This is a genomic window from Erwinia magellanica, assembly GCF_039023495.1.
Classification (GTDB): domain Bacteria; phylum Pseudomonadota; class Gammaproteobacteria; order Enterobacterales; family Enterobacteriaceae; genus Erwinia.
This window is the reverse complement of record NZ_JBCHVC010000004.1, coordinates 441445-455005: the sequence shown is the minus strand read 5'-3', so window position 1 is coordinate 455005 and position 13561 is coordinate 441445. Positions and strand designations below refer to the sequence as shown.

Sequence of the window (13561 nt, the reverse complement as noted above, 5' to 3'; positions counted from 1 at the left end):
CGTATTCCTTTACACTCTCTCGACGTTAACAAGAAAAGCTTTGTATTCAGGTGTTTGTGAATTGGCATCCCCCACCGACGGGGTCAGCGTGTTGGCCAGAAAGCCTTTACGGGCGCTCCCTTCAAATCCCCAATGGCAGGGGATACCAACGGTATCGATCTGCTGACCATCAATGGTTAATTGCTGCAAACGCCGGGTTACCACTGCTTTAGCTTTAATGTAACCACGCTGTGAGCTGACTTTTACCCAATCTCCGGCCTTAATGCCTTTGGCTCTGGCCAGCTCTGTGCCAATCTCAACAAACTGCTCGGGCTGGGCAATGGCATTCAGCCGGGCATGTTTGCTCCAGTGGCGGAACAGTTCAGTAATGGAGTAGGTGGTGGCGACAAAGGGGAATTTATCTGCCTTACCCAGTGCCGCCGCGTCACGACTGAACAGGCGAGCTACCGGACTGTAGACCATAGCCGGGTGCAGAGGGTTAGTGCCTGTGGGGCTTTCCATCGGCTCGTAGTGCTCCGGGAAAGGGCCGTCACCGAGTTTATCCAGCGCAAACAGGTGACCCATGCCGTCCGGCAGCATGATAAACGGGCCACTCTGTTTTTCTGGTGCCGTCGTTACCGGGTAATCCGGCACGTCCAGGCCTTCCCAGCGCTGACCGTTCCATTCGATAAGTTTGCGCTGCGGATCCCACGCTTTACCCTGCGGATCGGCTGAAGCACGGTTATAGAGAATTCGCCGGTTCAGCGGCCAGGCCCAGGCCCAGTCGTTCACCGCCCCCAGCCCTGACGGATCGGCATTGTCGCGCCTGGCCATCTGGTTGCCCGCAGGCGTCCAGCTACCGGCGTAAATCCAGCAGGCACTGGCGGTGGTCCCGTCATCACGTAGCTCAGCAAAAGAGGTGAGCTGCTGGCCTTTTTTCAGCACCAGCTTGCCTTGCGCATCTACAACGTCGGCCAGTGCCTTGCCGTTACTCTCTTTCGCCACTTCTTCAGGCGAAGGTGACGCCGGGTCACTGTAATCCCAGCTCATCGCCAACAGCGGTTCAGCCGCCACGCCGCCCTCCTCGCGGTAGAGCTGGCGCAAACGCAGATAGATATTGCCGAGGATTCTACCGTCATGCATCGCTTCGCCCGGCGGGCTGGCTGCGGCCCAGTGCCACTGCAAACAGCGGGCGGAATTGGAGACAGACCCCTCTTCTTCCGCAAAACAGGAAGAGGGCAGACGGAATACTTCTGTCTGGATCTCACTGGCCTTAACGTCGTTAAACTCGCCATGATGCTGCCAGAAGCTGGCCGTTTCCGTACTCAGGGGATCGATCACCACCAGATATTTCAGGTTGGAGAAGGCGCGGAAAGCTTTGTTTTTGTCCGGGAAGGCGGCCAGCGCGTTAAAGCCCTGCACGATATAGCCATTCATTTTTCCCTCAACCATCATTTCGGCCTGGGTCATACAGTCGTAGCTTTTGTCCCACTTTGGCAGCCAGTCAAAGCCCCAGCTGTTCTCTTTCTGCGCCTTGTCGCCGTAGAAGCTTTTCATCAGGCTGACAAAGAACTTCGCGGTGTTCTGCCAGTAGTTAACCTGGTCCGGAAGCAGCATGGCTGGCGTGGTTTGTTGCAGGTATGCTTCCAGCGTGGTTTGTTTTTCTGAAGGCAGCGTGAGATAACCCGGCAGACTCTGGGAAAGGAGTCCCAGATCGGTAAAACCCTGCACGTTAGAGTGGCCGCGCAACGCGTTAATGCCCCCGCCAATCATCCCGATATTACCTAACAGCAGCTGTATCATAGCGGCCGCCCGTATGATCTGGGAGCCATTGGAGTGATGCGTCCAGCCGAGCGCATAAAGCACGCTGGTGGTGCGATCCGGCACACAGGTTGTCGCGAGCTGCTGACAGATAGCCAGAAAATCTTCTTGTGGCGTGCCGCAAATCCGGCTGACCAGCTCAGGCGTGTAACGGCTGGCGTGCGCTTTCAGCAGATTCCACACGCAGCGCGGGTGGGTGAGCGAGTCGTCACGCTTCGCATGGCCGGCTGCATCCAGTTCATAGTGCCAGCGGGTTTTATCATACTGACGTGTGGCCTGGTCGTAGCCACTAAACAGCCCGTCACGGAAGCCATAGCCTTCACTGATTATCAGCGCGGCATTGGTATAAGCTTTTACATACTCATGCTGAACCTTGTCATGTTCCAGCAGGTAATTGACCACGCCCATCAGAAAAGCAGCATCGCTCCCTGCACGCAGAGGCGCATAGATATCGGCCACGGCGGCGGAGCGGTTAAAGCGCGGGTCAACCACAATGACGGTGGCATTGTTGCGGGTTTTCGCTTCCACCACCCATTTGAATCCTACCGGGTGAGCTTCTGCCGGATTGCCGCCCATAATGAGGATAACGTTGGCATTTTTGATATCGGTCCAGTTATTGGTCATTGCACCGCGGCCAAAGCTTGGCGCCAGCGCGGCCACGGTAGGGCCGTGGCAGAGCCTTGCCTGGTTTTCCAGCGCCAGCATGCCCATTGAGCGGGCAAATTTATGGTCGAGCAGGCCGGTTTCGTTGCTGGCGGCGGAAGAGCAAAGCATGCCCGTTGTCAGCCAGCGGTTTACCGTTGTGCCCTCGCTGTTTTTAATCTGGAAATTCGCATCGCGATCGTTTTTCATCAGGCGGGCGATGCGCGTGAAGGCTTCGTCCCAGCTGATGCGTTGCCAGCGATCGGAACCCGGAGCACGGTACTCCGGGTATTTCAGCCGTTGTTCACTGTGAATGTAATCCAGGACGCCAGCGCCTTTCGGACACAGAGAGCCTCTGCTCACCGGATGGTCCGGGTCCCCTTCAATATGATAAATGGAGGAGTGGGCATTTTTTGCTCCGTCGCCAAGGCTGTAAATCAGCATGCCGCAGCCCACAGAGCAGTAGGTACAGTTATTGCGGGTCTCTTTACTGCGCAGTAATTTGTATTCGCGTACCGAAGCCAGGGCTGCTGTTGGCGTAAAACCTAATAAGGTCAGAGAAGTACCGGCCATCCCTCCGGCACAGATCTTAAAAAAGCTCCGTCTGTTCATTTTCACTGTTATCTGCTCACTCTTGTTCCTTGAATGCGCAAAATAACAGGCTGAAAAGGGCAATATTTGATGGTAATCAATAAGTCAGCTGTTTATTGCTGTTCAATTAACAATTTAACTACTTTTGGCTATCACTCCTGCGGTTAAGCCCTCTTAACGACCAGTCGCTTAAGATAAGTTTTAATTTTCTCCTGATTTTCTCCCGATCAAGCCTCCATTACCGGCCTGGAAAGTGCTGTCTCGCCTTGCCGCAGCGGCTAAACCATTGTGATTAGCGGGTGACAGGTTCAGAATCTTTGCAAGCGCTGGAACGCAGATGATTAAAGCATGGCCGCCTTTTTTAAAGAGTCGTGATAACAGGTGAAATGCAGGTGAATAAAAACGGTGGGAATATGAGTGAGATCGCGGGGTTAAGCCAGGTACAGGTCCGGCAGCGCCGTTCGCTGGAGACGCCAGAGGATGACTGGCTGGCCGACGAGGTTCCGGTGGCGCTGGTCTATAACGGCATCTCGCACGTGGTGATGATGGCCACACCCAAAGATTTGCAGGCGTTCGCGCTGGGCTTCTCGCTCTCTGAAGGGATTATCAGCTCGCCTGCCGATATCTATGGCATCGATATTCACCCCTCCTGCGGCGGTATTGAGGTTCAGGTTGAGCTTTCCAGCCGTCGTTTTATGGGACTGAAAGAGCAGCGCAGAGCGATGGCCGGGCGCACGGGCTGCGGCGTCTGCGGCGTGGAGCAGCTGGAAGAGATTGGCAAACCCATTCAGCCGCTGCCGTTTACCCAGACCTTTGAGATTGCCCGGCTGGATGAAGCCCTTTCCCAGCTGAAAAGCTACCAACCGGTCGGACAGCTTACCGGCTGTACGCACGCTGCGGCCTGGATCCTGCCGGACGGCAATCTGGCCGGAGGCTGTGAAGATGTCGGGCGGCATGTGGCGCTAGACAAGCTGCTGGGGCAACGCAGCCAGCAGCCGGCGTGGCAGCAGGGCGCGGTGCTGGTCTCCAGCCGTGCCAGCTATGAGATGGTGCAGAAATCCGCAATGTGCGGCGTCGAAATCCTCTTTGCCGTCTCAGCCGCCACGAAGCTGGCCGTTGAAGTAGCCGAGCGCAGTAATCTGACGCTGGTGGGCTTCAGCAAACCGGGAAGAGCCACCGTATACACGCATCCGCAGAGATTGGTGTAATATTGAGCGACTTTTAGACACATGGGATGTGACATTATGCGAAAGCCTTACCGTATTGAAAGTATCACTTTGCAAGACATCGGTGTTTTTGAGCATATACATTTTGATTTTCCAAAAATCAAGAGGGTCGGACAGGATGTCAATAAAGCCGAAATTCATATTTTTACGGGCCCGAACGGCTGTGGTAAAAGCACCCTTCTCTATGCACTGGCAGCAATTTTTGATTCTGTCCCTTTTGACAATGAACTGATAAAAAAACGTTTCAGAAATACCGGACTGGTTGACTATCGCTTTGATGGTCTTGATTTGAAATACTTTGGCAACGAGCCTTTGCCTCCAGTCCCTGGCACGGGCAGCATCGCCTCATTTTCCTCGTCAACCCTTCTTGATAACTATCGAAATAGTGTTTATAAAAAAACGAATTCCCCTGTGAGTTTTGCTGCTTTTGCCTATTCAGGTAACCGAAACAGTGAGGGTCAGTTTCGACTCGATTCCATTAAAGAAGTAGAATGCTCTCCCTTTGAGAACGCCTTATCATTTAACTCTACTGTCAGGATAGATGTATTAGCCCAGTGGATTGCTAATAACCGCACAAAGCATGCGCTTTCATTGTCTGAGAATGAGCTTGAAGAAGCTGAACACTATCAACATGCTTTGAAAAAAATTGGCGAGTTTATTTTCGATGTTTCCTCATTGAACGTCTCTTTTAGCCTGAAAAGAAAGCCGCTTGAGGTGGTTGCTATAGTTGATGGGCAAGAGATGCGTTTTGAGGTCTTACCGGAGGGATTAAAATCCATTATTTCATGGGTGGCCGATTTGTCATTACGTCTTGAAGCCATTACATGGAAAGAGAAAGGGGACATCTTTTCTCAGCCAGTCATTCTTTTCCTCGATGAAGTAGATATCCATCTCCACCCTAAATGGCAGCGTCGTATTCTTCCTGCTATCCAAAAATTATTGCCTGAGGCACAAGTTTTTGTTTCTACTCATTCACCTTTTGTCGTGGGCTCTGTTGAAGATGCATGGGTCTACCGCTTGCCCGATCCGCAATGCAAAGTTTGTCGTGATCCCTCTGTCCCTGAAGTGATTGCCCCAGTTGAGTCAGGCGCAGGTAAAAGTTATCAGCTTATCCTTGAAGAAGTGTTTGATGTCAGCGAACAATTTGATGTGGAAACTGAGCAACTATTAAAACGATTCAAAGAGTGTAGGGATTTTTATCTGCAAAACCCTCAGGACGATGGTGAATTGATGATGTTGGCCGATAAAATTCGTGAGAGAGGTGATGAGCTGGAAATAATTATTGAGATGGAACTTCGGCAGATTGCACGCCGCTTAAAAGGATAAGGGCCAGGGAATGAGGAAAATGATTCGGGTAGAGCAGCCACGTTGTCTGGCTCTCAGAGGATCTGAATGGACAGAGCGTTATAACACAGCCAGACGATTAAATCCTGCCGCTACTTTTCGCTGGTATTCGAGAGCATGTTACGCAGATATCCGCACTGCTTTGCAGGCTACAACGCAACACCACTGCGCATTTTGTGATGGCTTTATTGGAAGTGAAGGGCGGGAAACAATTGAACACTTTCGTCCCAAAAGTCGCTTCCCAGAACAGGCATTTGCCTGGGAAAATTTGTTTCCCTGCTGCGATGTCTGCCAAAGCAAAAAGTTGGAAACATACCATGAACTGCTGATCAAGCCCGATGAAGAAGATTACCAGTTCGAAAACTACTTCATCTGCAATTATGGCAGTGGGGAACTGCAACCTGCGCCTGATGCCAGCGAGTTTCACAGGTTGAAAGCAGAAAAAACTATAGAAGTTTATGGACTTAACCTGCCAGTCAGGAAAAAGGCAAGAATAAGAGAGTTGAAAAAGTTTCGGGCCGTAGGCGAAACAATGCATATAGATGAGTTTCCTTACCGCTACTATCTTGCTCCTTAAGCCAGGACTACCTCTGCCAGACTGTTCTTCAGGGCAGCAAAAGCGGGAAGCGTGGCCGCGCCGCTGTCGGTGATCAGCAGGGATACCTGCCCGATATCGGCATAGTTTATCCGGCTGGTCAGCCCTAATTTGCTGTGATCGGCCAGCAAAATCAGCTGTGCGGACTGCTGTACCATGGCGCGGGCAATGGCGGCTTCGTGAGGATAAAAGCTGCTGGCACCCTTTTTACTGTCAATTCCTACCGGCGACAACATTGCCACGTCAGCGCGGTAGCGGTAGATCTCCCCCACCGTCAGTTCGCCACGCGTCTCGTGCGCCCCGGCAAGCATATTACCGCCCAGCAGAATAATGCTGTTATTCAGCGCCTCATGCTCCTCAGCCGCAGAGAGCTTGAGCGCCGCATTCAGGCTGTTGGTGATGATGGTTAAACCTGACATGGTTTTCAGCTCTTCTGCCAGCATCGTTGTGGTGCTGCCTGCGTCCAAAAACAGCGTTTGCCCCGGCTTCAGACGCTGCGCGGCCGCCCGCGCAATGGCCCGCTTTTCTTTCGCCCTGACTTCGCTACGCACGGTAAGAGGCGGTTCCGGTTCTGCATTCAGCGCCATCAGTCCGCCATGCACGCGGCGGGCTAACCCCATCGCCTCCAGCTCAATAATATCTCTTCTGGCAGTTTCTCTGGAGATACCCAGTTCCCTGACAATGCGTTCGGTGCTGAGGTGGTTCAGGGTGGTCAACAGGGCGCGAATGCGATGTAAGCGGGTTTCCTGCAACATAGCGTTTCCTTTTCCATGAAAAGAGCCTGGCGTCACGGAGTGCCCTGGCCTCTTATTGTGTATTTCATTGTATTTGTGTATTTGGTTGCATTCCAGCAAAACTTTGCCATGATAAGGGGAGTTAGGCGCCTTCTGCCCGCCCATCCTCACTTCGCAACGGGAGTTCTTATGGCTACACGTTCGACAATTATGGACACCAACAGTTTTCGCGCCGAGCACGCCGACGGCCTGGAGGCTGACGTACGCAAACTGACAGATAAACGCAGCAAAGTGCTGGGTGAATCTTACCGTCTGTTCTACCGTAAGCCGGTGCATCTGGTGCGGGGTGAGGGCCAGTATCTCTGGGATGCCGCCGGGGATAAATATCTGGATGTCTATAATAACGTAGCCAGCATTGGTCACTGCCATCCGGCGGTGATTGATGCGGTATATCAGCAGATGCAGCAGCTGAATACGCACACCCGTTACCTGCATGAGCGCATTCTGGACTATTCAGAAGAGCTGCTGGCGACAATGCCGACCGGGATCGATCGGGCGATGTATATGTGCACCGGATCAGAAGCCAACGATCTGGCTATCCGCGTGGCGCGCGCCCACAGCGGCGGCACCGGGATTATCGTCAGTCAGGAAGCCTATCACGGCACCAGCGACCTGACATCTGGCGTATCGCCTGCGCTGGGAACGGGTCAGCCACTGGCAGCAACGACCCGCCTGGTTTCCCCTCCTGACCATTACCGCGTCAACGCGCCAGATTTGGGGGAGTGGTTTGCGAACGAAATCCAGAAGCAGATTGATGATATGGCCGCGCACGGCATTAAGTTTGCGGGCTTCCTCGCCGATTCTATCTTCTCTTCAGATGGCGTGCTGCCGGGGCCAAAAGGCTTCCTGAAGCAAGCGGTGGACGTGGTGCATAAAAATGGCGGGATCTTTATTGCCGATGAGGTGCAGCCCGGCTTTGCCCGTACCGGCGAGGCGTTCTGGGGCTTTGCCCGTCACGGCGTGGTGCCCGATATCGTCACTACCGGTAAACCGATGGGTAACGGCATTCCTGTTTCGGCGCTGCTGGCGAAAAGCGATGTGCTCGCCTCGTTTAGCGATGATATTCCCTATTTCAATACTTTTGGCGGCAACCCGGTAGCGATGGCGGCAGCTCAGGCCGTACTCAGGGTTATTAAAGAAGAGGGGTTGCAGGAGCACAGCTGTGTGGTGGGCGAGAAGCTGTTGCGTGAGCTGCTGACGCTGAAGGAGAAATATGAGTGCGTGGGAGATGTTCGTGGTGCCGGGCTGTTTATTGGTTTTGAGCTGGTAACGGATAAAACCAGCAAAACGCCCGATAAGCAGCTGGCGCTGGACGTCACCGAGAAGCTGCGTGAAAACCATGTCCTCACCTCTGTCGCCGGGCCTTATGGCAACGTGCTGAAACTGCGTCCGCCGTTGGCATTCCAGGAGAGCGATATTGACTGGCTGGTCGGGGCGCTGGATAAATCGTTGGCAGCATTAGGGAAATAATGGCTTAGATCGATTTGGTGTCACGCTACAGCCAAATGGCATAAAGCTGTCGTTGCGCCCGCTAAGGCGTAATCCCTTATTAACGTCGGGGCATTGATAACCCTTTTACGGATCGTTTATTTAACTATAATGATCCGACTGCTTACGCGGTGCTAACAGAAACGGCGCCGCTCACCCTTAAATGGAGATGATGAACATGAGTTATTCACTGCCATCCTTACCGTATGATTACGACGCACTGGAACCGCATTTCGACAAGCAGACGATGGAAATCCATCACACTAAACACCACCAGACTTACGTCAACAACGCCAACGCGGCGCTGGAAGGCACCGAGTTTGCCGACCTGCCTGTTGATGAGCTGCTCGCTAAACTGGATCAGGTTCCCGCTGACAAGAAAACCGTACTGCGTAACAACGCGGGCGGCCACTCTAACCACAGCTTCTTCTGGAAAGGCCTGAAAACCGGCACCACCCTGAGCGGCGAGCTGAAAGCGGCTATCGAAAAAGATTTCGGCAGCGTTGATGCATTCAAAGCTGAATTTGAAAAAGCGGCTGCAACCCGTTTCGGTTCAGGCTGGGCGTGGCTGGTTAAAAAAGGCGACAAGCTGGCTGTGGTTTCCACCGCCAACCAGGACAGCCCGCTGATGGGCGAAGCGATTTCTGGCGCATCCGGCACCCCAATTGTGGGTCTGGACGTGTGGGAACATGCTTACTACCTGAAATATCAAAACAAACGCCCTGACTACATCAAGGCGTTCTGGGAAGTGGTTAACTGGGATGAAGCCGCAGCGCGCTTCTCAGCCGCTAACTAATTTCTCTCCACGTTAAATCGTGACCCTAAGCCGACGAAGCCCGCTTCGTCGGTTTTTTATTGCCCGCTGGGCGTCGCCACCTCATCTTCTTGCCCATCCCTGTAGAAAATCATCCTCTTTGCCCTTGTGGCGTTATTGCCAGCAAGCTCACGTTTCTTATCAGTACAGAAAAGAAGCGATGAACTTTTGCTGGCATGGCGACACTCAGTTCAAATTATGAACTTTCAGGAGAACTTTATGTTTCCGGCACTCCCCTTAACTTCTGCACAGGTGAAAAGAAGTGACCCTCAGACGGTAAAGCTCTGGGAAGCGCTGCCGGGCCGGCATCGCGGTGAGACGGTGCTGGTTTCGCCTGAGTTGATGAACGAACTGAATATTGCTCAGAACGTAATCGATGTTGTTAAAGATAACCTCGTGCACGGAACCGGCAATCAGAAAACAGACTACATGCTCTCCAGGGGACAAAGCTATTACCATGCTGTTGCCGCCCGTCACTTACGGGATGTTGATTTCCGCGGGGACGATGGGGCCATTGTTAAATCGGGGCAGGCAGCCCGGGGAGGCACCTGTGGTGAACAATCTGCCCTTGCCATGGCTTATTTATCCAATATGGATTTAACCCGTCCGGTTTATACTTATGCCGTTGAAAATCATCGCGATCATCAACTGAATGTGATTGGCGATTTGCGTGAACCCCGCCGCGCTGTCGTGGTGGATCCATGGCCGATTTTTGCCCGTGCCCATCTTGTCGATAATGCCGCGCTTCGGCCAGATATTAACCGGCTGCTGGATGTTCATCTGCCAGGTTCCGATCCCAAAATCGAGTTAGATGAACTTGCCGATGTGAAACTTGTGGATGAAAAGCGGATTGCGCATATTAATCAACAAAAGCAGATCCCCACCTATCATCAGGTACTGGAAAATCCGGGCAGCGTCAGGCTTGAAGGGCGAACGCACGGTATCCGCAATGCTGGGGTGCGCTATCAGAACCGGGAGAACGCGGCAGAGGTATTAGAGAATATTGCCGACCGTGCCGTTTATGAGCGACAGGCGATGGCCATGCAGCAGGCGCGTCGCTATTTCCCTGAAGGGGACGATAGCTGATGCCTGGTTCCTCTCTCTTTGCCCGACTGATGCAACCGCTTTTACGTCACCTGAACGTCAGCGCACCGCCGCTGGCAGAAAATCAGGGGATCAACATCGACTTTAAGCATATTGCCATGCAGTTTACTCCCCTGAACAGCGATGAGCTTCTGATCGTAGCCAGCCTGGGTTGTGTACCTGCGGAACATCATCAGGAGCTGGCGTGGCTGCTGCTGGAGCAAAATAGCTTTGACCAGCCTGCGCCTGCCATAAACCTCTCTGTTCTGGGAAATCAGAAAACAGTGCTTCTCTGGAGCCGTGAACGGTTTGTGAACCTGGACAGCAGTACGCTTATCGCACTGTTTGAACGGTTAGTTGATCAAGCAAACGAAACGGCGCGGCTGATCTCAACCCAGCGGTAACAGTCTTCCGGATAAAAGTATCAACTGATCTTCGGGCCTGTGGCTTAACAGGCCGAGCGAAATGCTGCCTGTAGCAATTATCCCCCCGCATTATGCTGGCCAGGCGAGTCTCGCTGGTTTTAACCGCTTATATGGCTGGATGTCTGGATGGCTAATACCATTTCGTGTTAGCTTATGCGCTTTCGTTCGTTGCCAGCCGTGCCAATCCAATAAAAAATGCGGCGACACCTTTGATCATCTGCCAGAGAATTTCGCCCATGACTGCGTTAAACCGCCTCGAAATGCGTCAAATCTCCATCGCTTTTGGCGGTTTTACAGCCCTGAACGGCGTGGACTTCAGCCTTGAAGGCCATTCGGTACATGCGCTGACGGGCGCTAACGGCGCGGGAAAGTCGACGCTGATGGCAGTATTGTCAGGGGCTTACGATCACTACAGCGGTGAAATTTTGCTGGATGGTCAGCCCGTAACCATCCGCTCCCCGCGCGACGCGAAACAGCTGGGCATTCATCTGGTGCAGCAGGAAGTGGACGTGGCGCTGGTGCCGGTACTCAGCGTGGCGGAAAACATCATGCTGGACAGACTGGCAGAAGGCGGACAGATTTATCACTGGGGAGAGATCCGGAAACAGGCCAGAGCGCTTCTGGCGCAGCTGGATGTTTCGCTGGATGTTCGTCGGCCTGTCGATCGCTGTACGCTGGCGGAAAAACAGCAGATTTTGCTGGCAAGGGCGCTCTCCCATCACTGCCGCTTCCTTATTCTTGATGAACCCACCGCGCCGCTGGATCAGCATGAAAGCGAGCGCCTGTTTGCGGTCGTGCGCCGTCTGCAACGCAGCGGCATCGGCGTGGTGTTTATCTCCCACCGTATTCATGAGCTGCGCGCTATCTGCGACCAGCTTACCGTGCTGCGTGACGGTCAGCTGATTGAAACCTGCCCAATGGCGCAGCTGGATGGCGAACAGATTGTCGAGAAGATGCTGGGCCATCAACTGGATGATATCTATCCCCCGCGTCGTCCCCCCTTCAGCGAGCAAACGCTGCTCAGCGTGGAGGGCCTGCACGACGATGCGCTGCTGCACAACATCTCCCTGACGCTGCGTAAAGGCGAAATCCTGGGGATTGCCGGGCTGGCCGGCGCAGGAAAAACGGAACTCTGTAAGGCTCTGTTTGGCGCGACCCGCAGCCGGCTTGAGCGTGGAGAGCTGCACGGTAAACCCTGGAAGCCCTCTTCGCCCCATGCTGCGGTAGAGAAGCGTATGGCGCTGATTCCGGAAGAGCGCCGCAAAGAGGGCATCTTTATTGATAAGTCGGTAGCAATGAACCTGAGCGTGACGGCGGATAACAGCTTCTCCCGCTGGAGCCTGTTTGGCCACCGGCAGGCCTGGCAATGGGCAGAGGAGGTCATCAAGCGGCTGGGCGTGCGTACCACCGGCCCACAGCAGACATTGCGTCGTCTGTCGGGCGGTAATCAGCAGAAAGTGGCCATCGGCAAATGGCTGCGCAATGACGCCGACGTGCTGATTTTTGATGAGCCGACCAAAGGGGTCGACATCAAAGCCAAAACGGATTTATTTGAGCTGATCGACGGGCTGGCTCGCCAGGGAAAAGGGGTGATTTACGCCTCTGGCGAATTCTCTGAACTGGTTGGCCTGTGCGATCGCATTTGCGTGCTCTGGGACGGGCGTATCGTGGCAGAAATGGACGCCAGCGACGTTGATGAAGAGACACTTTTACTTTATTCCACCGGAGGTACGCCTGCGTGAGCAGCAAAGAACTTTCCCTGAAGGCGGCGCCCTCTGCGCGTCACCAGCTGTTTGAATTTCTCTATAAATGGGGGATGTTGCTGACAGTTGTTGCCCTGATCGCGGCATTTGGCCTGGCGTCCGACAGCTTCCTTGAGCCGACGAACATCGTCAATATCCTGCGCTCTATCGCTATCGTCACGGTAATCGCCATCGGCGTGTCGATTTCCCTGACTATCGGCGGCTTCGACCTCTCTGTCGGATCTACCGCGTCGCTGGCGAACTCGCTGGTGATCTCGCTGTTCGTCTGGTACGGCTACGGCTCAACGCAGGCGATAGTTATCACTCTGCTGCTCTGTACGCTGGTAGGCCTGTTTAACGCCTTTCTTATCGTTATCCTGCGTATTCCCGACATGCTAGCTACCCTGGCCAGCCTGTTTGTTGTGCAGGGCGTGGCGATGACCTACAGCTTCGGCGGCTCTATTACGGAAAATATGGTGTTGCCGAGCGGCGATATGGCGGAAGGCACTATTCCGGCTAACTTCTCGCTGCTGGGGCAGGTTCCCACCATCGTTATCATTATGCTGGTGGTGACCGTGCTGGCGCAGTTGGGGCTGTCGCTGACCAAGCATGGCCGCCGGATGTATGCCATTGGCGGTAATCCTGAAGCGGCGCGGCTGTCGGGCATTCGTACCAACCGCTATCGCGTGCTTGCCTATGTTATCGCCTCTCTGCTGGCGGGCCTGGGTGGGATTTTACTGGCTTCCCGCATCGGTTCTTCGCAGGTTAATGCGGGTGGCGGCTACCTGATGGATGCCGTAGCCGCGGCATGGATCGGCTTCTCGCTGGCAGGCTCCGGCAAGCCGAACGCGCTGGGAACGCTGGTAGGGGCCATTATTCTCGGCGTGTTGCAGAACGGACTGGTGATGCTCTCCGTGCCCTATTACGCCATGGATATTATCAAAGGCTTAGTGCTGGCTGTTGCACTGGCGATTACTTACATACAGCGCCGATAGGCGCTTTACACCGACCGACAGG

Annotated in this window: 11 protein-coding genes; 9 read left to right on the top strand and 2 right to left on the bottom strand. The window is 53.9% G+C overall.

Annotation, left to right across the window (positions count from 1 at the left end):
• Positions 1-9: 9 nt before the first annotated feature.
• Entirely contained in the window at positions 10-3060 is a 3051-nt protein-coding gene (gene fdnG, locus AAH450_RS16570) for a formate dehydrogenase-N subunit alpha (RefSeq protein ID WP_342911188.1), read from the bottom strand.
• A gap of 386 nt (positions 3061-3446) precedes the next feature.
• Between fdnG and fdhD the strand changes: the two genes are divergently transcribed.
• Genes fdhD through AAH450_RS16555 form a run of 3 tightly spaced genes read left to right on the top strand, consistent with a single transcriptional unit; the run spans position 3447 to position 6180 of the window.
• The gene (gene fdhD / locus AAH450_RS16565) at positions 3447-4241 is read left to right on the top strand and encodes a formate dehydrogenase accessory sulfurtransferase FdhD (protein ID WP_463322738.1); all 795 of its coding nucleotides are present in this window, start codon (positions 3447-3449) and stop codon (positions 4239-4241) included.
• Positions 4242-4277: 36 nt separating this feature from the next.
• Positions 4278-5585, top strand: a complete 1308-nt coding sequence (locus AAH450_RS16560) for an AAA family ATPase (RefSeq protein WP_342911186.1) — start codon at positions 4278-4280, stop codon at positions 5583-5585.
• A gap of 10 nt (positions 5586-5595) precedes the next feature.
• Positions 5596-6180 (top strand): retron system putative HNH endonuclease, encoded by a 585-nt coding sequence (locus AAH450_RS16555; protein ID WP_342911185.1) that lies wholly within the window; start codon positions 5596-5598, stop codon positions 6178-6180.
• On the opposite strand, the gene AAH450_RS16550 is transcribed toward AAH450_RS16555, so the two are convergent.
• Entirely contained in the window at positions 6177-6953 is a 777-nt protein-coding gene (locus AAH450_RS16550) for a DeoR/GlpR family DNA-binding transcription regulator (protein ID WP_342911184.1), read from the bottom strand. The two genes, AAH450_RS16555 and AAH450_RS16550, sit on opposite strands and share 4 nt — an antisense overlap.
• 168 nt (positions 6954-7121) lie before the next feature.
• Here AAH450_RS16550 and AAH450_RS16545 point away from each other — a divergent pair, with 168 nt between their 5' ends.
• The 6 genes from AAH450_RS16545 (at position 7122) to AAH450_RS16520 (ending at position 13539) form a co-directional block, all read left to right on the top strand.
• Entirely contained in the window at positions 7122-8462 is a 1341-nt protein-coding gene (locus AAH450_RS16545; protein WP_342911183.1) for an aspartate aminotransferase family protein, read from the top strand.
• Between the two features lie 196 nt (positions 8463-8658).
• A complete protein-coding gene (gene sodA / locus AAH450_RS16540) occupies positions 8659-9276 on the top strand; it encodes a superoxide dismutase [Mn] (RefSeq protein ID WP_318789007.1) in 618 nt (205 codons plus the stop codon).
• Positions 9277-9513: 237 nt separating this feature from the next.
• Positions 9514-10380: a hypothetical protein gene (locus AAH450_RS16535; protein WP_342911182.1), complete on the top strand. Its 867-nt coding sequence runs from the start codon at positions 9514-9516 to the stop codon at positions 10378-10380.
• A complete protein-coding gene (locus AAH450_RS16530; protein ID WP_342911181.1) occupies positions 10380-10781 on the top strand; it encodes a CesT family type III secretion system chaperone in 402 nt (133 codons plus the stop codon). The genes AAH450_RS16535 and AAH450_RS16530 overlap by 1 nt, the downstream gene beginning before the upstream one ends.
• A 257-nt stretch (positions 10782-11038) precedes the next feature.
• A complete protein-coding gene (locus tag AAH450_RS16525) occupies positions 11039-12544 on the top strand; it encodes a sugar ABC transporter ATP-binding protein (protein WP_342911180.1) in 1506 nt (501 codons plus the stop codon).
• Positions 12541-13539 (top strand): ABC transporter permease, encoded by a 999-nt coding sequence (locus AAH450_RS16520; RefSeq protein WP_342911179.1) that lies wholly within the window; start codon positions 12541-12543, stop codon positions 13537-13539. Before AAH450_RS16525 ends, AAH450_RS16520 begins: the two co-directional genes overlap by 4 nt.
• Positions 13540-13561 lie beyond the last annotated feature (22 nt).

Coding starts and splice junctions, on each gene's coding strand:
- AAH450_RS16545 (WP_342911183.1), top strand. CDS start 7,122: ATGGCTACACGTTCGACAATTATGGACACCAACAGTTTTCGCGCCGAG.
- AAH450_RS16560 (WP_342911186.1), top strand. CDS start 4,278: ATGCGAAAGCCTTACCGTATTGAAAGTATCACTTTGCAAGACATCGGT.
- AAH450_RS16530 (WP_342911181.1), top strand. CDS start 10,380: ATGCCTGGTTCCTCTCTCTTTGCCCGACTGATGCAACCGCTTTTACGT.
- AAH450_RS16555 (WP_342911185.1), top strand. CDS start 5,596: ATGAGGAAAATGATTCGGGTAGAGCAGCCACGTTGTCTGGCTCTCAGA.
- sodA (WP_318789007.1), top strand. CDS start 8,659: ATGAGTTATTCACTGCCATCCTTACCGTATGATTACGACGCACTGGAA.
- AAH450_RS16550 (WP_342911184.1), bottom strand. CDS start 6,953: ATGTTGCAGGAAACCCGCTTACATCGCATTCGCGCCCTGTTGACCACC.
- AAH450_RS16535 (WP_342911182.1), top strand. CDS start 9,514: ATGTTTCCGGCACTCCCCTTAACTTCTGCACAGGTGAAAAGAAGTGAC.
- fdhD (WP_463322738.1), top strand. CDS start 3,447: ATGAGTGAGATCGCGGGGTTAAGCCAGGTACAGGTCCGGCAGCGCCGT.
- AAH450_RS16525 (WP_342911180.1), top strand. CDS start 11,039: ATGACTGCGTTAAACCGCCTCGAAATGCGTCAAATCTCCATCGCTTTT.